This window comes from Pseudomonas sp. LB3P58 (assembly GCF_054897895.1).
Map to the genome: position 1 here is coordinate 4,758,830 of NZ_JBUBVE010000001.1, position 18,615 is coordinate 4,777,444.

At 57.6% G+C, this 18,615-nt stretch carries 21 protein-coding genes; 13 read left to right on the forward strand and 8 right to left on the reverse strand.

Going from position 1 to position 18,615, the window contains the following annotated elements:
• Position 1 precedes the first annotated feature (1 nt).
• From ACYZTZ_RS22130 to ACYZTZ_RS22140, 3 genes are all read right to left on the reverse strand, one after another.
• A complete protein-coding gene (locus ACYZTZ_RS22130; RefSeq protein ID WP_008155545.1) occupies positions 2-295 on the reverse strand; it encodes a co-chaperone GroES in 294 nt (97 codons plus the stop codon).
• 248 nt (positions 296-543) lie between these two features.
• Positions 544-1,020, reverse strand: coding sequence for an FxsA family protein (locus tag ACYZTZ_RS22135; protein WP_008155548.1), 477 nt, complete (start codon positions 1,018-1,020; stop codon positions 544-546).
• Between the two features lie 66 nt (positions 1,021-1,086).
• On the reverse strand, positions 1,087-1,818 hold the full coding sequence (locus ACYZTZ_RS22140) for a HugZ family pyridoxamine 5'-phosphate oxidase (RefSeq protein ID WP_056742005.1): 732 nt from the start codon (positions 1,816-1,818) through the stop codon (positions 1,087-1,089).
• A gap of 165 nt (positions 1,819-1,983) precedes the next feature.
• Here ACYZTZ_RS22140 and ACYZTZ_RS22145 point away from each other — a divergent pair, with 165 nt between their 5' ends.
• On the forward strand, positions 1,984-2,742 hold the full coding sequence (locus ACYZTZ_RS22145; protein ID WP_461999713.1) for an SDR family oxidoreductase: 759 nt from the start codon (positions 1,984-1,986) through the stop codon (positions 2,740-2,742).
• Between the two features lie 110 nt (positions 2,743-2,852).
• Here ACYZTZ_RS22145 and apbC read toward each other — a convergent pair whose 3' ends face one another.
• A complete protein-coding gene (apbC, locus tag ACYZTZ_RS22150) occupies positions 2,853-3,947 on the reverse strand; it encodes an iron-sulfur cluster carrier protein ApbC (RefSeq protein WP_046047101.1) in 1,095 nt (364 codons plus the stop codon).
• A 181-nt stretch (positions 3,948-4,128) separates the two neighbouring features.
• On the opposite strand from apbC, the gene metG reads away from it, so the two are divergent.
• The 8 genes from metG (at position 4,129) to ACYZTZ_RS22190 (ending at position 11,016) form a co-directional block, all read left to right on the forward strand.
• Positions 4,129-6,180 carry a methionine--tRNA ligase gene (gene metG, locus ACYZTZ_RS22155; RefSeq protein ID WP_095132521.1) on the forward strand — a complete coding sequence of 684 codons (2,052 nt, stop codon included), beginning with the start codon at positions 4,129-4,131 and terminating at the stop codon, positions 6,178-6,180.
• A gap of 142 nt (positions 6,181-6,322) precedes the next feature.
• Positions 6,323-6,892 carry an Rnf-Nqr domain containing protein gene (locus tag ACYZTZ_RS22160; RefSeq protein WP_461999714.1) on the forward strand — a complete coding sequence of 190 codons (570 nt, stop codon included), beginning with the start codon at positions 6,323-6,325 and terminating at the stop codon, positions 6,890-6,892.
• Positions 6,889-7,899: an electron transport complex subunit RsxB gene (gene rsxB / locus ACYZTZ_RS22165; RefSeq protein WP_461999715.1), complete on the forward strand. Its 1,011-nt coding sequence runs from the start codon at positions 6,889-6,891 to the stop codon at positions 7,897-7,899. Before ACYZTZ_RS22160 ends, rsxB begins: the two co-directional genes overlap by 4 nt.
• Complete coding sequence (locus ACYZTZ_RS22170) at positions 7,886-8,878, forward strand: RnfABCDGE type electron transport complex subunit D (protein WP_461999716.1); 993 nt, start codon at positions 7,886-7,888, stop codon at positions 8,876-8,878. Before rsxB ends, ACYZTZ_RS22170 begins: the two co-directional genes overlap by 14 nt.
• Complete coding sequence (locus tag ACYZTZ_RS22175) at positions 8,875-9,486, forward strand: RnfABCDGE type electron transport complex subunit G (RefSeq protein ID WP_461999717.1); 612 nt, start codon at positions 8,875-8,877, stop codon at positions 9,484-9,486. The genes ACYZTZ_RS22170 and ACYZTZ_RS22175 overlap by 4 nt, the downstream gene beginning before the upstream one ends.
• Complete coding sequence (locus tag ACYZTZ_RS22180; protein ID WP_461999718.1) at positions 9,479-10,066, forward strand: Rnf-Nqr domain containing protein; 588 nt, start codon at positions 9,479-9,481, stop codon at positions 10,064-10,066. Before ACYZTZ_RS22175 ends, ACYZTZ_RS22180 begins: the two co-directional genes overlap by 8 nt.
• 25 nt (positions 10,067-10,091) lie before the next feature.
• Positions 10,092-10,730 carry an endonuclease III gene (nth, locus tag ACYZTZ_RS22185; RefSeq protein ID WP_008155568.1) on the forward strand — a complete coding sequence of 213 codons (639 nt, stop codon included), beginning with the start codon at positions 10,092-10,094 and terminating at the stop codon, positions 10,728-10,730.
• A gap of 106 nt (positions 10,731-10,836) precedes the next feature.
• Positions 10,837-11,016: a PA3496 family putative envelope integrity protein gene (locus ACYZTZ_RS22190; RefSeq protein ID WP_007898493.1), complete on the forward strand. Its 180-nt coding sequence runs from the start codon at positions 10,837-10,839 to the stop codon at positions 11,014-11,016.
• A 91-nt stretch (positions 11,017-11,107) separates the two neighbouring features.
• Here ACYZTZ_RS22190 and ACYZTZ_RS22195 read toward each other — a convergent pair whose 3' ends face one another.
• Positions 11,108-11,734, reverse strand: coding sequence for a response regulator transcription factor (locus tag ACYZTZ_RS22195; protein WP_008155570.1), 627 nt, complete (start codon positions 11,732-11,734; stop codon positions 11,108-11,110).
• A 578-nt stretch (positions 11,735-12,312) separates the two neighbouring features.
• Between ACYZTZ_RS22195 and ACYZTZ_RS22200 the strand changes: the two genes are divergently transcribed.
• Positions 12,313-12,945, forward strand: a complete 633-nt coding sequence (locus tag ACYZTZ_RS22200; RefSeq protein ID WP_461999719.1) for a hypothetical protein — start codon at positions 12,313-12,315, stop codon at positions 12,943-12,945.
• Between the two features lie 185 nt (positions 12,946-13,130).
• On the opposite strand, the gene ACYZTZ_RS22205 is transcribed toward ACYZTZ_RS22200, so the two are convergent.
• Together ACYZTZ_RS22205 and ACYZTZ_RS22210 are read right to left on the reverse strand one after the other, a co-directional pair.
• Positions 13,131-14,348, reverse strand: a complete 1,218-nt coding sequence (locus tag ACYZTZ_RS22205; protein ID WP_007898502.1) for an argininosuccinate synthase — start codon at positions 14,346-14,348, stop codon at positions 13,131-13,133.
• A 129-nt stretch (positions 14,349-14,477) separates the two neighbouring features.
• Positions 14,478-15,386, reverse strand: a complete 909-nt coding sequence (locus ACYZTZ_RS22210) for a flagellar protein MotY (RefSeq protein WP_461999720.1) — start codon at positions 15,384-15,386, stop codon at positions 14,478-14,480.
• A gap of 159 nt (positions 15,387-15,545) precedes the next feature.
• Between ACYZTZ_RS22210 and pyrC the strand changes: the two genes are divergently transcribed.
• Both pyrC and rnt read left to right on the forward strand, forming a co-directional pair.
• On the forward strand, positions 15,546-16,592 hold the full coding sequence (gene pyrC / locus ACYZTZ_RS22215) for a dihydroorotase (protein ID WP_056742014.1): 1,047 nt from the start codon (positions 15,546-15,548) through the stop codon (positions 16,590-16,592).
• Positions 16,589-17,266, forward strand: a complete 678-nt coding sequence (gene rnt, locus ACYZTZ_RS22220; RefSeq protein WP_046047091.1) for a ribonuclease T — start codon at positions 16,589-16,591, stop codon at positions 17,264-17,266. The genes pyrC and rnt overlap by 4 nt, the downstream gene beginning before the upstream one ends.
• A gap of 69 nt (positions 17,267-17,335) precedes the next feature.
• Here rnt and ACYZTZ_RS22225 read toward each other — a convergent pair whose 3' ends face one another.
• A complete protein-coding gene (locus tag ACYZTZ_RS22225) occupies positions 17,336-17,938 on the reverse strand; it encodes a peroxiredoxin (protein ID WP_008155583.1) in 603 nt (200 codons plus the stop codon).
• 302 nt (positions 17,939-18,240) lie between these two features.
• Between ACYZTZ_RS22225 and ACYZTZ_RS22230 the strand changes: the two genes are divergently transcribed.
• Positions 18,241-18,459, forward strand: a complete 219-nt coding sequence (locus ACYZTZ_RS22230) for a bacterioferritin-associated ferredoxin (protein WP_008155585.1) — start codon at positions 18,241-18,243, stop codon at positions 18,457-18,459.
• Positions 18,460-18,615: the final 156 nt, after the last annotated feature.

Genomic DNA, 18,615 nt, shown 5'->3' on the forward strand with positions numbered 1-18,615 from the left:
ATCAGCCTTCGATAACGGCGAGGATTTCGCTCTCGCCAATTACCAGCAGGTCTTCGCCGTCGACTTTCACGGTGTTGCTGCCGGAGTACGGGCCGAACACAACCTTGTCACCCACTTTCACAGCCAGTGCACGCACTTCACCGTTTTCCAGTGCTTTGCCTGGACCTACGGCGAGAACTTCACCCTGGTTTGGCTTTTCAGCAGCCGAACCTGGCAGGACGATACCGCCAGCGGTTTTCTTTTCTTCTTCGCTGCGACGGACGACGACGCGGTCATGCAGAGGACGAAGCTTCATTGTCGATCTCTCCTAATTGTGGTTTTCATCGGCCGGTGTATTCCCGGCGGGTTTAACAAATCCGGCGGTGCCGGGTGCGGTTCGTCAAGCGAACCGCGGAAGTCTGTCTGGCGCAATTGCCAGAAACCTTGCGGTGACCGTTACATAAGGGCGCATAAGCTTATTACAAGGGCGAGGAAGCAAATTTTTTCAGGTTGCGGCCCCACAAATGAACACGGCACCCGAAGGTGCCGTGCCAGTGGTGCAGATTACTTGGTATCGCGGTGTTCGAATTCGCCTTCGATCACGTTGGGCTCACGGCCCAGCGGCTCGCGTGGAGCAGGACCGCCACGAGGCTGAAGGTCGTCGGCGAATGCACGCTGACGGATTGCCGCCTCTTCGGCACGCTGGCGCATTTTATTGGCCAACAGTCGACGAGAGATCGGCAGCAACATGATCAGACCCAGCACGTCAGTGACGAAGCCCGGCAGGATCAACAGACCACCCGCCAGTGCCAGCATCAAACCTTCGAGCATGGTCTGGGCCGGCAACTCGCCGCGGTTCAGGCTTTCACGAGCACGCAATGCGGTTGCCAGACCAGCGATACGCAGCACGAACACGCCGAGCATCGAGCCGAGAATGACCAGCAGCAGGGCCGGGAAAAACCCGATCGCCCCGCTGACCTTGACGAATACGAACAGCTCCAACACCGGAAACAGTACAAAGAGCAATAAAAAAGGGCGCATCAAATGGTTCCTCAACGCAAGAATGCCTTGCCAGTCTTCCCTAGATGACGTCGCCGATTCGTGAATTCAAGCGTCGGCCACTTCATTTTTCGGCCAATGTTCGGCGTGAGCCAGGAAAACCAAGGCTTCGCGCACTTGTGTCGGCGTATTACACGGCGCTTGAAACGGCAACCAGTAGAGCCCCTGACCAATGCGCAGGTGCATGCCTTCGGTGTCGATACCCGCCAGTTGCGCCGGCTCGGTTTTCGGCAGGCCCGCCAGTTCGACGTAATGGGCGATGGCTTTGGCGTGATCGGCATTCATGTGCTCGACCATGCTCGCTTCGGCCTTACCGGCAAACGGGTTGGCCAGCGTTAACTGATCGACCCAGTGAATCGCACCGAAGCCGCCGATGTAACGGTGACGTACCGGTTTGAGCACCCAGAAATCGAAATCGTGAGCCTTGTGGTAGCTCTGCGAATCCGGGAAATAGCGGTAGTAACGCTCAGCCGCCGCTTCGATGGCGGCCTCGTCCTCGAGCTTTTCCGCTTCGGCGAGGTAGGTCAGGCGACCAACGGCTTGCACATCTTCAGCCCCGCGCTCGCCCACAAATAGTGAGCATTTTGGATCCTTCTGCAGGTTATGCGTGTGCTGGGCGATACGGCTGATAAGGATCAGCGGCCGGCCCTGTTCATCCAGACAGTACGGAACCACGGAGCCAAACGGGAAACCGGGCATCGCCTTGGAGTGTGTCGAGAGCACTCCACGGTATTCCTTGAGAAGCAATTCTCGGGCATTCTTGGCCGCTTCAACGCTCAATTTATGACTCCTTATTAGAATCCGTCAAAAAACGGACAGGCGCCTGGGATAAGTTCCAGTACGCCATCGGGGCAGTTCTCATGTGCAGCCAGGCCATCAGGTGCAGATCGAGAGGCTACTCTCTGAAAGGAAACCACTCCTCTGACCTGCTATTGGGGCATGCGAATGAAACTCACTGACAAAGTAATCATTATCACCGGCGGTTGCCAGGGTTTAGGCCGTTCCATGGCCGAGTATTTCGCCGGTAAAGGCGCGAAGCTGGCGCTGGTGGACCTGAACCAGGAAAAGCTCGACGACACCGTCGCCGCTTGCACGGCTAAAGGCGTCGAGGCTCGCGCTTATCTGTGCAATGTCGCCAATGAAGAGCAAGTGACGCACATGGTCGCCCAGGTTGCCGAAGACTTCGGCGCGATCCATGGCCTGATCAACAACGCAGGGATCCTGCGCGATGGCTTGCTGATCAAGGTCAAGGACGGCGAGATGACCAAGATGAGCCTGGCCCAGTGGCAGTCGGTCATCGACGTCAACCTCACCGGCGTTTTCCTGTGCACCCGTGAAGTCGCGGCCAAAATGATTGAGCTGAACAACAGCGGCGCGATCATTAATATCTCGTCGATCTCCCGTGCAGGCAACGCCGGCCAGACCAACTACTCCGCCGCCAAGGCCGGTGTCGCCGCGGCGACCGTGACCTGGGCCAAGGAATTGTCACGCTACGGTATTCGTGTGGCAGGCATTGCACCGGGCTTTATCGAAACCGAAATGACGCTGAGCATGAAGCCTGACGCGCTGGAGAAGATAACGTCCGCGATTCCACTCAAGCGCATGGGCACGCCTGAAGAGATCGCCCATTCAGCGAACTACATTTTCGAAAACGACTACTACAACGGTCGGATTATGGAGCTGGATGGCGGGTTGCGGATCTAAAGCAAGATCAAAAGATCGCAGCCTCGCTTCGCTCGACAGCTCCTACAGGTGTAAGCCAATCCATGTAGGAGCTGTCGAGCGAAGCGAGGCTGTGATCTTTTTTCAGCGAATCAATCGTCGCTGATGGTGATGTTCGGCATGGCCGGTGTCGCCGCTTCCTGCAACACGATTCGCGCGCCGACATGGCGGGCCAGTTCCTGGTAAACCATTGCAATCGGGCTGTCAGGCTCGGCGATCACCGTTGGCTTGCCGCCATCGGCCTGTTCGCGGATCGCCATCGCCAGCGGCAACGAAGCCAGCAGCTCGACGCCGTACTGGTTGGCCAGCTTCACACCGCCGCCCTCACCGAACAGATGCTCGGCATGCCCGCAGTTGGAGCAGATGTGCACGGCCATGTTTTCCACCACGCCCAGCACCGGGATGTTGACCTTGCGGAACATCTCCACGCCCTTGCGTGCGTCCAGCAATGCCAGATCTTGCGGCGTGGTGACGATCACCGCGCCAGCCACCGGGACTTTCTGCGCCAGAGTCAGCTGGATGTCGCCGGTGCCTGGCGGCATGTCGATGACCAGGTAATCCAGGTCGCCCCAGGCGGTCTGAGTGACGAGTTGTAACAAGGCGCCGGAAACCATCGGCCCGCGCCAGACCATCGGCGTGTTGTCGTCGGTCAGGAATGCCATGGACATGACTTCGACACCGTGGGACTCGATCGGAATAAACCACTTCTGATCCTTGACCTTCGGTCGGGTGCCTTCAGGGATGCCGAACATGATGCCTTGGCTCGGTCCGTAAATGTCCGCGTCGAGAATCCCGACCTTGGCGCCTTCGCGGGCCAAGGCCAGGGCCAGGTTGGCGGCGGTGGTTGATTTGCCCACACCGCCCTTGCCGGACGCCACGGCCACCACGTTCTTGACGTTGGCCAGACCCGGGATCTGCGCTTGAGCCTTGTGCGCGGCAATGACACTGGTGATCTCGACGCGGGCGATGGTCACGCCGTCCAGCCCTTCAATGGCCATTTGCAGCAACTGCGCCCAGCCACTCTTGAACAGACCGGCGGCGTAACCCAGCTCCAGCTGGACGCTGACGCGATCACCCTGAATATCGATGCCGCGTACGCACCCGGCGCTGACCGGGTCCTGGTTCAAATAAGGGTCGGTGTATTGGCGAAGGACGGCTTCCACCGCTGCGCGATTGACGGCGCTCATGGGCAACTCCGATAGCAAGACTGGAAAATCAGGCGGGTATCCTACGCCGGACACACATTTGTGGCGAGGGAGCCCGACGCCGGTTGGCGGTTGTCGTAGATCGAAACAGGCTCACGGGGTGAAAAATATGCGCCGGCGCTTTATAGTGGCCGACCTCCGTTTCATCAAGTAGCCGAGCCCCATGTCCGAGCCACGCAAGATCCTCGTCACCAGCGCCCTGCCCTATGCCAATGGTTCGATCCATCTTGGCCACATGCTGGAATACATCCAGACCGATATGTGGGTGCGCTTCCAGAAGCACCGCGGCAATCAATGCATTTATGTCTGCGCCGACGACGCCCACGGTTCGGCCATCATGCTGCGCGCGGAAAAGGAAGGCATCACCCCGGAACAACTGATCGCCAACGTCCAGGCTGAACACAGCGCCGACTTTGCCGAGTTCCTGGTGGACTTCGACAACTTCCACTCCACTCACGCCGAAGAAAACCGTGAGCTGTCGAGCCAGATCTACCTGAAGCTGCGCGACGCCGGGCACATTGCCACGCGCTCGATCACTCAGTACTTCGACCCGGAAAAGAAAATGTTCCTGGCCGATCGCTTCATCAAGGGCACCTGCCCGAAATGCGGCACCGAAGACCAGTACGGCGACAACTGCGAAAAATGCGGCGCGACCTACGCGCCGACCGACCTGAAGGATCCGAAGTCGGCGATCTCTGGCGCCACTCCGGTGCTCAAGGATTCCCAGCACTTCTTCTTCAAGCTGCCGGACTTCCAGGAAATGCTGCAAGCCTGGACCCGCAGCGGCACCCTGCAAGAAGCCGTGGCGAACAAGATCGCCGAATGGCTGGACGCCGGCCTGCAACAGTGGGACATCTCCCGCGATGCACCGTACTTCGGTTTCGAAATCCCTGACGAGCCAGGCAAATACTTCTACGTCTGGCTGGACGCGCCGATTGGCTACATGGCCAGCTTCAAGAACCTCTGCGACCGCACGCCTACACTTGATTTCGACGCGTTCTGGGGCAAGGATTCCACCGCCGAGCTGTACCATTTCATCGGCAAGGACATCGTCAACTTCCACGCCCTGTTCTGGCCAGCCATGCTCGAAGGCGCCGGTTTCCGTAAACCGACCGGCATCAACGTACACGGTTACCTGACCGTCAACGGTCAGAAAATGTCCAAGTCCCGCGGCACCTTCATCAAGGCCCGGACCTATCTCGACCACCTGTCGCCGGAATACCTGCGCTACTACTACGCGGCGAAGCTGAGCCGTGGCGTCGATGACCTGGACCTGAACCTCGAAGACTTCGTGCAGAAGGTCAACTCGGACCTGGTCGGCAAAGTCGTCAACATTGCCAGCCGTTGCGCCGGTTTCATCCACAAAGGCAACGCCGGCGTGCTGGTGGCAGGTAATGCCGCGCCGGAACTGACCGAAGCCTTCCTCGCCGCAGCGCCGAGCATCGCCGAAGCCTACGAGGCTCGCGACTTCGCCCGTGCCATGCGCGAAATCATGGGCCTGGCCGACCGTGCCAATGCCTGGATCGCCGACAAGGCGCCTTGGTCGCTGAACAAACAGGAAGGCAAGCAAGACGAAGTCCAGGCCATCTGCGCCCTGGGCGTCAACCTGTTCCGCCAGCTGGTGATCTTCCTCAAACCTGTGCTGCCGCTGCTGGCCGCCGATGCCGAGGCGTTCCTGAACGTCGCGCCGCTGACCTGGAACGACCACGCCACCTTGCTCAGCAACCATCAGCTGAACGAGTTCAAACCGTTGATGACCCGTATCGACCCGGTAAAAGTGCAAGCCATGAGCGACGCCTCGAAAGAAGACCTGACCGCCAGCGCTACCGACACCGGCGACGCTGCGCCTGCCGGCAACGGTGAACTGGCCAAGGATCCGCTGTCGCCGGAAATCGAGTTCGATGCCTTTGCCGCTGTCGACCTGCGCGTCGCCCTGATCCTCAAGGCCGAACACGTGGAAGGCGCCGACAAACTGCTGCGCCTGACCCTGGACATCGGTGACGAGCAACGCAACGTGTTCTCCGGGATCAAGAGCGCTTATCCGGATCCGTCCAAGCTCAATGGTCGTCTGACCATGATGATCGCCAACCTCAAGCCACGGAAAATGAAGTTCGGCATCTCCGAAGGCATGGTGATGGCGGCCGGCCCTGGCGGTGAAGAAATCTACCTGCTCAGCCCTGACAGCGGCGCCAAGCCAGGTCAGCGCATCAAGTAAGGCTCTGCTGTAAACCGATCCCACAGTCGTGCCTGGCGCGACTGTGGGATTTTCATGTCTGGCCCACCCTCCGTCCTTGCCGGATAATGCCTAAGCTTTTTAGACCGCTCCGTTAAAAAGCCCCGTTCTTGCCGGCACGATCATGACCGAAATTGTTCTTATGCTTATCAGCACTGCCTTGATCAACAACCTCGTGTTGCACTGGCCGCTGGGCGTTGATCCGCTGCTGGGCAACGAGCATCGACAGGTCCACGCGCTGGGCCTTGCGACAATGTGTTTGATGCTGATCGTCGGCACGGTGGGCTACTCGGCCTACCGTTGGTTGCTGGTCCCGCTGGAGCTGACATCGCTGCGCCTTTTCGTCTTCCTGCCATTAAGCGTTCTGCTGATTGGCCCGCTGCTGAAATTGCTTTCCCAGACACTTCCAAAGCTTGCGTTCGATGGCCTCTGGCCCCTGCTGCTAGGCAACGCCGGCGTACTCGGCCTGACGTTGCTCAACGCTCAGGACGACAAAGGCTTCTTCCACGCCATGGCCCTGAGCCTGGGTGCCGGCTTGGGTTTCTGGCTGGTACTGAGCCTGTTCAGCGACTTACGCCAACGCACACTCGAAAATGATATCCCCCTGCCCTTTCGCGGCCTGCCGATCGACCTGATCGGCGCCGGACTGATTGCAGTGGCCTTTCTCGGATTCAGCGGACTGATCAAAACATGAGTCTGATTCAACGCATCGACGCCCTCTTGCCGCAGACCCAATGCGGCAAGTGCGGCCACCCCGGATGCAAACCGTACGCCGAAGGCATTGCCAGCGGCGAACCGATCAACAAGTGCCCGCCGGGCGGCAGCGAAACCATCGCCGCCCTGGCCGAACTGTTGAAAGTGCCGGTGCTGGAACTGGACGTCAGTCGCGGTTCGGCCCCGGCGCAGATCGCCTACATTCGTGAAGCGGAGTGTATTGGTTGCACCAAGTGCATCCAGGCCTGCCCGGTGGATGCCATTGTCGGCGCGGCGAAATTGATGCACACGGTGATCGTCGATGAATGCACCGGTTGCGACCTGTGTGTGGCGCCGTGCCCGGTGGATTGCATCGAAATGCGGCCATTGCCACTGGCCACGGTGCTGCCGATTGTCGGCGGCCTGGCGTTCAGCCTTGAGGAACAACGTGCCCGGGCGGCCAAGCGCAATCACGCGCGGCGTCGATTTGAACAGCGCAACGCTCGCCTGCATCGCGAAGAAGAACAGAAAATCGCCGAACGTCAGGCCCGAGCCCAGCGCGCCGTCCAGCACACTGAGGTAGCGACGCTCGATCCGGTTCAGGCCGCTCTTGAGCGAGTCCGCGCACAGAAAGTAGCCAATGCGGATGCGGCGTTGAAAAAAGCCAAGATCGATCTGGCGATGAGTCGGGCGCAATTGAACAAGTCACTCAAGGCGTTTGGGCATCCACCGACCTTCGAACAGCAGTCGCAACTGATCGTCCTGCAACAGCAATTCGAGGTTGCCGAACAGGCGTTGGCGAAACTGGAAAGTACTGCACCGCCAGCCCCGACGCCTGTCGCTCCGGCGAAAAATGCGCAGCTGAATCGGGCAAAGATCCAGTTGGCCATGCGCCGCGCCGAACTCAAGAAAGCTCAATCCAACGAAGCGCCGATTGAGCAGATCGAAGCCCTGGAACTCGCGGTGAATGAAGCCGAGCGTCAGGTGGATGCCTATGCCGCCCCTTGAATCGGTCGACGAGCGCCTTCAGCAAGCCATGAAGCTGGTATTGCTGGCCACCGTGCCGGGAATGCTGGTGTTTTTCTGGCTGTATGGCTGGGGCGTGTTGATCAACCTGATTCTGGCGGGTGTTACCGCACTGGCCGTTGAAGCGACCGTGTTGCGCTTGCGCAAGCTTGCGCTCAAGCCGACCTTGAGCGACGGCAGTGCGCTGGTCAGCGCGACGCTGTTGGCTCTGGCCTTGCCGCCTTATTGCCCGTGGTGGCTGACGGTCTGTGCCGCGGCGTTCGCGATGGTGTTCGGCAAACACCTGTATGGCGGCGTTGGCAAGAACCCGTTCAACCCGGCAATGTTGGGCTACGCCCTGGTGCTGGTGACCTTTCCCCAACAGATGACCCACTGGCCGTCATCCCATGGGCTGGACCTGATCGGCGGCTTGCAGCAGGTGTTCGGGTTCAGCCTCGGTCAGACGCCAGATGCCTGGGTCCAGGCCACGGCACTGGACAGCCTGCGGATCAACAAAAGCCTGACCATGGATGAACTGTTTGCCGCTAACCCGGCGTTCGGCCACTTCGGCGGCCGGGGCATGGAATGGGTCAACCTGGCCTTTCTGGCAGGTGGCGCTTTTCTGCTGCAACGACGGGTGTTCAGCTGGCATGCGCCGGTCGGCATGCTGGCCAGCCTGTTCATCATCAGCCTGCTGTGCTGGAACGGCTCGGGCTCCGACTCCCATGGCTCGCCGCTGTTTCATCTGCTCACCGGCGCGAGCATGCTGGGTGCATTCTTCATCGTCACGGAACCGGTGTCCGGCGCAAAAAGCCCCGGCGCGCGACTGCTGTTCGGCGCCGGCGTCGGGCTGCTGACGTACCTGATTCGTACCTGGGGTGGTTATCCGGACGGCGTAGCCTTTGCCGTGCTGTTGATGAACCTCTGTGTGCCGGCGCTGGAGCGGTTTGCCGCCTCCAGACTGGAACGGGGTGCGCCATGAGCCGAGCGTCGAGCGGTGTGATCCTGGTGTTGCTGGCAGGCCTGGGGATTGGCGCGACTTACCTCGTGCAGCACACCAGCGCGCCGCGCATTGCGGCCGAACAGCGCCTGATCGACAGTCGTAACCTGCTGGACCTGCTCCCGGCTGAAAGCTACGACAATCAGCCGCTGGAACAGCCACTCGCCCTCGAAAATACGGGATTGGCCAACAGCACGCTGCTGGGTGGCTACCTGGCAACCAAGGCTGGCCAACCCAGCGCCGTGTTGCTGCGCAGCCAAACCCTGGGTTACGAGGGTTCCATCGAATTGCTGATCGCAATCGACGCAAACGGCAAGGTGCTGGGCGTCAAAACGCTCAAGCAATCGGAAACTCCGGGGCTGGGCGGTCGACTCGCTGACTGGCCCAATGCCTGGCTTCAGGCTTTTTCCGGAAAGTCCCGAACCGACCCTGCCGACAATGGCTGGGCCTTGAAAAAGGATCAGGGGCAATTCGATCAAATGGCGGGCGCGACCATTACGTCGAGAGCGGTCATCAACGCCATCCATGACGCGTTGCGCTATTTCGACGAATATCAGCAACAGTTGATCGGGAGCAGCGCACATGAATAAGTCATCGACGCTGCAGAGTTCACTGATGCTTGCACCGCTGATCGGTGCCACGGATTCATGGGTGTCCGCTCTGGGCTTGTGGCTGATGTTCATCGTGGTGATCAGTGCCTTTGGAGTGAGCATGGGCGCGTTGCGAGCCCGGCTTATCCCTGCGACACATCTGCTTGCCAATGTCCTGCTGGCGGCCACGCTGACCAGCTGCGCGGAACTCGCCGCGCAAGTCTGGTCGCTGCAATGGCACCAACATGTAGGGCTCTATGCAGGATTGATTGCCTTGCAATGCGTTGTGCTGGAACACACCGGTTTTTTCCAGAGCGCCTGGCGTGATCGCCTGCGTCTGTGCGGCCTCTTTGGCGCGTTGATGGCGGGCCTTGGCTTGCTGCGCGAACTCATCGGCAACGGGACCCTCTTCAGCCATCTGCCATGGCTGGCTGGCACTGCGCAAGCGGACTGGCAAGGCTGGGTACTGACCGCCGACGGTGGCTTGCGCCTCGCCACCCTGGCCCCTGGTGGATTCATTCTGCTGGGACTGCTGATCGCCGCACGTCAGGCCTGGACCCGCTCGACGCCCTCTCACTGACCGCCTTCGAGGAAACGCACTGCCCATGAATGCCGCAAAACGTCTGGAAATTTTTCGCCGATTTCACGAAGACAACCCGGAACCGAAGACCGAGCTGGCCTACTCCTCGCCGTTCGAATTGCTGATATCCGTGATTCTCTCGGCGCAGTCGACCGATGTCGGCGTCAACAAGGCCACCGCCAAGCTCTACCCGGTGGCCAATACACCGGCGGCGATTTATGCCCTGGGTGTCGAAGGCTTGTCGGAATACATCAAGACCATCGGCCTGTTCAACAGCAAAGCGAAAAACGTGATCGAGACCTGTCGCTTGCTGATGGAGCGTCATGGAGGCGAAGTGCCGCAAACCCGTGAAGAACTGGAAGCGTTACCCGGCGTCGGCCGCAAGACTGCCAACGTGGTGCTCAACACCGCATTCCGCCAACTGACCATGGCCGTGGATACGCATATTTTCCGGGTCAGCAATCGTACCGGCATTGCTCCGGGCAAAAATGTGGTCGAGGTTGAGCAAAAACTGATGAAGTTCGTGCCGAAGGAATATCTGCTCGACTCCCATCACTGGCTGATCCTCCACGGACGCTATGTTTGCCTGGCTCGCAAGCCTCGCTGCGGCAGTTGCCGGATCGAAGACTTGTGCGAATACAAGCAAAAGACATCGGACGATTGAGGCGCTATTAGGTTTTTTGATTTATCGATTGAAAAAATCTTTTTTACCCGCCGGGAGTTTATCGATATAAGGAGCGCCAAAGGCAGTCTTAGCCTGGAGTAACACTATGAGCACTGGCAAAGAGCAATTGGACGTAGAAGACGACTTCACCCCCGTTGAGGCGGATGACGCTGAGCCGGTGGTTGAAGTGGCGAAGACCAACCTGAGCAAACGCCGTACCATCGACAATCTGTTGGAGGAGCGCCGACTGCAAAAGCAATTGGCCGATTACGATTTTGACCTATGACACCTAAAAGCCTCCCGAAACGGAGGCTTTTTACTAAGTGCCGACCCCTGATACCCCCCCGTTCATCGCGCCTCGTCAAACGCTGAGGCAGTCACACCAGACCATTGCGTTGAGCCAATTCGATCAGGTCGACCAGGGAGCGAGCATTGAGCTTCAACAACAGACGCGTCTTGTAAGTACTGACGGTCTTATTGCTGAGGAACATTCCGTCGGCAATCTCCTTGTTGGTCTTGCCTCGGGCCAATTGTTGCAAGACCATCATTTCCCGTCCCGACAGTCGATCCACCATATCGGCTTCACTGGCATTCCCCAAACTGGAACGTACGGTATGCAAGGCTTGGTTCGGAAAGTAACTGTAGCCCGACAATACTGCCTTTATTGCACTGAGTAATTCAGTGAGATCCTGTTGCTTGCAGACATACCCTGCGGCACCGGATTGCATACAACGCATGGAAAAATGCCCAGGCGCCTGGGAAGTTAGTATCAGTACTTTCATGGGCATTGCTGTCGATGTCAGACGCGCAATGACTTCCAGCCCATCAAGTTTCGGTATTCCAATATCCAGGATGACAATATCCGGCATATGCTCACGGGCAAGTTGCAACGCATCCACGCCATTATCTGTCTCTGCAATAACTTCGTAGCCGTGACGCTCCATTAGCATACGTACCGCAAGACGAATGACGGGGTGATCATCCACGATCAGCACTTTATTCATGGGCAAGTCCAATTTTCGCTGTTCGAATTTTTAGAGCCCGCACGATAGCCTAGTCGTTTCACCCATGGCATGCCGCCCCCCTCGGCCACCCACACCGAGAGACATTCCCTACAGACATTAAAGAATAGTCTTACAAAATTCCCAAAAATACCGTGGGGTAAAAATTTTATCAGCCTGAAAACATTTCGATTATCCGCAGTTTTTTTGTTTCTGTTTACAACCAGAAAACCAAATAACAGGGTTCGTCGCAAGAGATCCAACGAATGCCGACTATTGAGCTACCCTTAAAAGTAACTGATATTTACCACTTGAAACCCCACACCACAAACATCGCACATCAGAATGTAATAAAAAATCACACCAAGCAACACTTCAACAACAAACTCAACCCATCACCACCTAAAACCCAAACAACAGAGGTACCCGCCGAACGCTCAATACCGTTACTATCAAACCTTCGAAACCTAAAACTCAAAAGGAGTGCTGCACAAATATAAACACCGACCACTTAGTTATTAAAATCAAAACCAATAACATCAACCAACCGAGAAAAGACAATATTCCAATGAGCAAAAAACATGAACAAATCAAAGAAAAAAATCATCAACCCCATGACAGTTATTGCAATATTTGCCGCTATTTCTGAAACATCGGCCGCCGTCTCACTGCCCTTTCTCGACAATAAGGAGCGGGAGCTCTATGTCTGGTTCCTGATCAGCTTCCCTTTTTATTTACTTTTTCTTTTCTTCGCCACACTCAACTTCAACTACCGGTCGCTGTACGCGCCCTCCGATTTCGGCAAGGGAAAGCATTTTATAAAAGTGATGGACAACGCTGAACGCGGTCAGCAGCCCGATAACCTGAAGGACCCTCCCGTCCGGATCGGTATTCAAACGGGCCTCTCGGCTCTACAGCACGTTTGCCTGGCCGAGCAGTTAAAAAACCTGCACATCGTCGATGCGCGGTGGCTAAACAAGAAAATGGAATTCGGTGCATGGATTGAAAAAAACCGGCACCCACAGGGAAGCCCAGCACAAGTGATCGTATTTCTCACCTGTACCGATTCGGAGGCATTACTGAAGGAAAGCGCAAGCAAGCAATCAAAACAGGCAAAGAATCGCAGCAGCCCAACGCTTTGCATTGCTTACAATTTGAATTCACGCGGTCTGACGATTCTTGATCACTCTTTTTACCTGACACGCAGCAGGTAACGCTTGAAGAGCATTCAGAGAGAGGAAACAGAAGGAAGGTATTACAGATACAAAAAGAGCGCTGATAACACGATGTCCGGCAGGAAAACTCCCCCCTATTCAGAAATTGTGGCCTTGTCACCGACAAGGCCACAACTCTATTACCGTGGTTCCACTACGGTCGTTCCACTACGGTTTCAAAGATCTCAGAAAAGCTTCCGGCCTTTGTTCGCCGCAATACGCATGCGCAAGGCGTTGAGCTTGATGAAGCCCGCCGCGTCGGCCTGGTTGTAGGCGCCGCCATCTTCTTCGAAGGTCGCGATGTTGGCATCGAACAACGATTCGTCAGACTTGCGACCGGTGACGATCACGTTGCCCTTGTACAGCTTCAGGCGCACAACGCCGTTCACGTGGGCCTGGGACGCGTCGATCATCTGTTGCAGCATCAGACGCTCAGGGCTCCACCAGTAACCGGTGTAGATCAGGCTGGCGTATTTAGGCATCAGCTCGTCTTTGAGGTGAGCCACTTCGCGGTCCAGGGTGATCGATTCGATCGCACGGTGAGCGCGCAGCATGATGGTGCCGCCAGGGGTTTCGTAGCAGCCACGGGACTTCATGCCCACGTAACGGTTCTCGACGATGTCGAGACGGCCGATACCGTGTTCGCCACCGATACGGTTCAGGGTCGCCAGCACGGTGGCCGGGGTCATTTCGACGCCGTCCAGTGCGACGATGTCGCCGTTGCGGTAGGTCAGTTCCAGGTATTGCGCTTTATCTGGAGCCTTCTCCGGGGAGACGGTCCATTTCCACATGTCTTCTTCGTGCTCGGTCCAGGTGTCTTCCAGCACGCCGCCTTCATAGGAGATGTGCAGCAGGTTGGCATCCATCGAGTACGGGGATTTTTTCTTGCCGTGACGCTCGATCGGGATGTTGTGCTTTTCAGCATAATCCATCAGCTTTTCACGGGAGAGCAGATCCCATTCGCGCCACGGAGCAATCACTTTCACGCCTGGCTTCAAGGCGTAGGCGCCCAGTTCGAAACGAACCTGGTCGTTGCCCTTGCCGGTGGCGCCGTGGGAAATGGCGTCAGCACCGGTTTCGTTGGCGATTTCGATCAAGCGCTTGGCGATCAACGGACGAGCGATGGAAGTACCCAGCAGGTACTCGCCTTCGTAAACGGTGTTGGCGCGGAACATCGGGAAAACGAAATCGCGCACGAATTCTTCGCGCAAGTCGTCGATGTAGATCTCTTTCACGCCCATGGCCTGTGCCTTGGCGCGTGCAGGTTCGACCTCTTCGCCCTGACCCAGGTCAGCGGTGAAGGTCACGACTTCACAGTTATAAGTATCCTGCAGCCACTTGAGGATCACCGAAGTGTCCAGGCCGCCGGAATACGCCAGAACGACCTTGTTTACGTCCGCCATGCCATCACTCCACGGGGTTCTACGGAAAGCCGTCAAGTCTACCGCTCATGCAGGATAATTTACAGAGGCGCGACAGCTTATGACGACGAAGCGACAGATTATGTCGAGTGAGCGACGATAACAGCGGGTTCAGGAGGTCGACGCGGCACTCGCCGATACAGTGGCCTGAGGGGCCGGCTTTTCGGTGGGCGCAACACGCGCGAGTTGCACATTGACCCGACGGTTCTTCGCCCGGTTGGCGGAATTGGTATTGGGCGCCAATGGATAACGCTCGCCGTGAAAGCGCACAGTGATTTGTGACTCCTGAACACCGTTGGCCTTGAAGAACTCCATGACGGCCAAGGCCCGACGCCGCGACAAATCACGATTGGTCAGGCGGTTGCCGCTGTTATCGGAGTGGCCATCGAGTTCGATGTGGTTGACCGTCGGGTCGGCCTTCATGAACTCCAGCATCACTTGTAATTGCGCCTTGGCCTGCGCGTCGAGATCGATGCCTTCGCCAGGGAAGCCGATCTGCGATTGTTTAACCTGCTCGAAATTCTTCGGCAGCAGCTTCGCCACGCAGCCCTGATAATCGTTAAACGCCTGGCTGAACTTGACTGGCAACAGACGCACTTCCGACACCCGGCCATCGCCCGAGTAATGTCGAACGACCGGACTGCGACCATCCATCAGGCCACTGAGCAAGCGGCCAGCCTGAACTTGCGAACTGTTGAACAACACATTGCCGCTGCCGATTCGTACAGAACCGAGGTTAATGTCGCCACGCCCCGGCTGCCAGGGTGCAGCCGCCGCCAGCAAGGTGGCCGAACCGCCGCCGATCATTGAGTTATAGGCCTTCAGACGGAACGTCGCTTGCTCGCCAGCGCGACGCACGAATTCGCCCGAACCAAAATCGGTGATGGGCTGAGTCAGGCGGCACTCGAACTTGTCTCCTTCGACCGTCCACTCGATGCTCTCCAGACGGGTCTGGAAAGTGAGCGCCATCGCAGGAAGGCTGGCAAACACGCTGAGCAAGGCTAAATAACGCTGGCGCACGGGAGGCTCCACTGGCTTCTACAACAAAAAGACCGACACACAGATGTTTACGGCATACCTGTTGGATATCGGAAGCTTCCAGCAAAACTTGATAGCGAGTGCCTGGAAGAGTCTTTTCCGGTAGCATTCCCCTCAGTTTGACCCGCCTGGAATCCCCTCATGTCCGACCGCCTGACCCTGCTGCGTCCCGACGACTGGCATATTCATCTTCGCGATGGTGCTGTGTTGCCCAATACAGTCGCGGATGTCGCGCGCACCTTTGGTCGCGCCATCATCATGCCCAACCTGGTACCTCCGGTGCGTAACACCGCTGAAGCCGACGGCTATCGCCAGCGGATTCTCGCTGCACGCCCGGCCGGCAGCCGCTTCGAACCGTTGATGGTGCTGTACCTGACCGACCGCACCCAGCCCGAAGAAATTCGCGAGGCCAAGGCCAGCGGCTTCATTCACGCCGCCAAGCTGTACCCGGCCGGCGCGACCACCAACTCGGACTCTGGTGTCACCAGCATCGACAAGATTTTCCCTGCACTTGAGGCCATGGCCGAAGTCGGGATGCCCTTGCTGGTTCACGGTGAAGTCACCCGTGGCGATGTCGACGTGTTCGATCGCGAAAAATTCTTCATCGATGAGCACATGCGTCGTGTGGTCGAGCGCTTCCCGAGCCTCAAAGTGGTGTTCGAACACATCACCACCGCTGACGCCGTGCAGTTCGTCAACGAGGCTTCGGCCAATGTTGGCGCGACCATCACCGCGCATCACCTGCTGTACAACCGCAACCACATGCTGGTGGGCGGGATTCGGCCGCACTTCTATTGCCTGCCGATCCTCAAGCGCAACACCCATCAGGAAGCCCTGCTCGACGCCGCCACCAGCGGCAGCGACAAGTTCTTCCTCGGCACCGACTCGGCGCCCCATGCCCAGCACGCCAAAGAAGCCGCTTGCGGCTGTGCCGGTTGCTACACCGCTTATGCAGCGATCGAGATGTATGCCGAAGCCTTCGAACAGCGCAACGCGCTGGACAAGCTCGAAGCCTTCGCCAGCCTGAACGGCCCTCGTTTCTACGGCCTGCCGGTGAACACCGATCGCATCACCCTGGTCCGCGAAGAGTGGACCGCCCCAACCAGCCTGCCATTTGGCGAGCTGACCGTAATCCCGCTGCGCGCCGGTGAAAAACTGCGCTGGCGCCTGCTGGAGGAACACGCGTGAGTGAAGACCATTTCGACGACGAACAGGACGGTCAAGGCGGCGGAGGTGGTTCGCGCCACCCGATGGCTGAGCGCTTCCGTGGATACCTGCCAGTCGTTGTCGACGTTGAAACCGGTGGTTTCAACTCTGCCACTGACGCCTTGCTGGAAATCGCCGCAACCACCATCGGCATGGATGAAAAAGGGTTTGTGTACCCCGACCACACCTACTTCTTTCGCGTAGAGCCTTTTGAAGGCGCGAACATCGAAGCAGCCGCTCTGGAATTTACCGGGATCAAACTCGATCACCCGCTGCGCATGGCAGTGAGTGAAGAAGCAGCGCTGACCGACATCTTCCGCGGCATCCGCAAGGCCCTGAAAGCCAACGGTTGCAAACGGGCGATTCTGGTCGGGCACAACAGCAGCTTCGATCTGGGTTTCCTCAACGCCGCTGTCGCACGCCTGGACATGAAGCGTAACCCGTTTCATCCGTTCTCGAGCTTCGATACCGCGACCCTGGCCGGTCTGGCTTACGGCCAAACCGTACTGGCCAAGGCCTGTTCGGCAGCCGACATCGACTTCGACGGTCGTGAGGCCCACTCGGCTCGCTACGACACCGAGAAGACGGCCGAGTTGTTCTGCGGCATCGTCAATCGCTGGAAACAAATGGGCGGCTGGGAAGACTACAACGACTGATCGTTGGGTTTATCCCGCCCATAAAAAAACCGGCCTCAACGGCCGGTTTTTTTATGCCTCAAACGTGCCTTACAGCGCAGCAGCGTGCTCGGTCAGGTAAGCCGCGACGCCTTCGGTCGAAGCGGTCATGCCTTTGTCGCCTTTTTTCCAGTTGGCAGGGCAAACTTCACCGTGCTCTTCGTGGAATTGCAGAGCGTCGACCAGACGAACCAGCTCTTCGATGTTACGGCCCAGCGGCAGGTCGTTGATGATCTGCGAGCGGACAACGCCTTTGTCGTCGATCAGGAACGCACCACGGAAAGCTACGCCGTCAGCGGACTGAACGTCGTAAGCCTTCATGATTTCCTGCTTGATATCGGCAGCCATGGTGTAACGGACCTGGCCGATACCACCATTGTTGACCGGGGTGTTGCGCCAGGCGTTGTGGGTGAAGTGCGAGTCGATCGAAACGGCGATCACTTCAACGTTGCGTGCCTTGAAGTCAGACATGCGGTTGTCCAGAGCGATCAGCTCGGACGGGCAAACGAAGGTGAAGTCCAGTGGGTAGAAGAACACCAGGCCGTATTTGCCTTTGATGGCCGACGACAGGGTGAAGCTGTCTACGATTTCGCCATTGCCGAGTACGGCCGGTACGGTGAAGTCTGGGGCTTGTTTGCCTACGAGTACGCTCATTGGATATCTCCTGGTGTAAAAACGTGAAGTTCCGGGTTTGCGCCAGCCTGCCACCTTCAGGCGACAGCCCTGTGACACGAACCCGCTTCATAAGGACCGGCCATCATACACTGCGTTTTTGCCCTGTCCTTAACGGTTTTTTTGTCAGGGGAAATGCTATCGACAGGTTTTCCTCGTGATCGACGCTGAGGGGAAACCGTTCGTCAGCCCTGAGCAAAGCTTTCAGAAACCACTTTGACAATCATTCTCGTTAACATTAAGATCCATCGCAATTGAGTCACAACCAGCGACGGTTTTCACTTATGTATGTTTGCCTCTGCACTGGCGTCACCGACGGTCAAATCCGCGAAGCGATCTATGAAGGTTGCTGCAGCTATAAGGAAGTCCGTCAGGCCACCGGCGTAGCTAGCCAATGCGGTAAATGTGCCTGCCTTGCCAAGGAAGTGGTCCGCGAAACCCTGACCAAATTGCAATCGGCCCAGGCCGCGATTCCCTACCCTGTAGAATTTACTGCCGCGTAAGTAACGTATTTCAAAGAACCGGACTTGATGTCCGGTTTTTTTATGTCTGAAAATCAATCGCTTACGCTCTAGACGCGGAACACAAACATTCTTATTCAGATTAATTTTCACTTAAGTTTCAATAACTTAGGTTTGACACTCTTAATTACGCGGCTC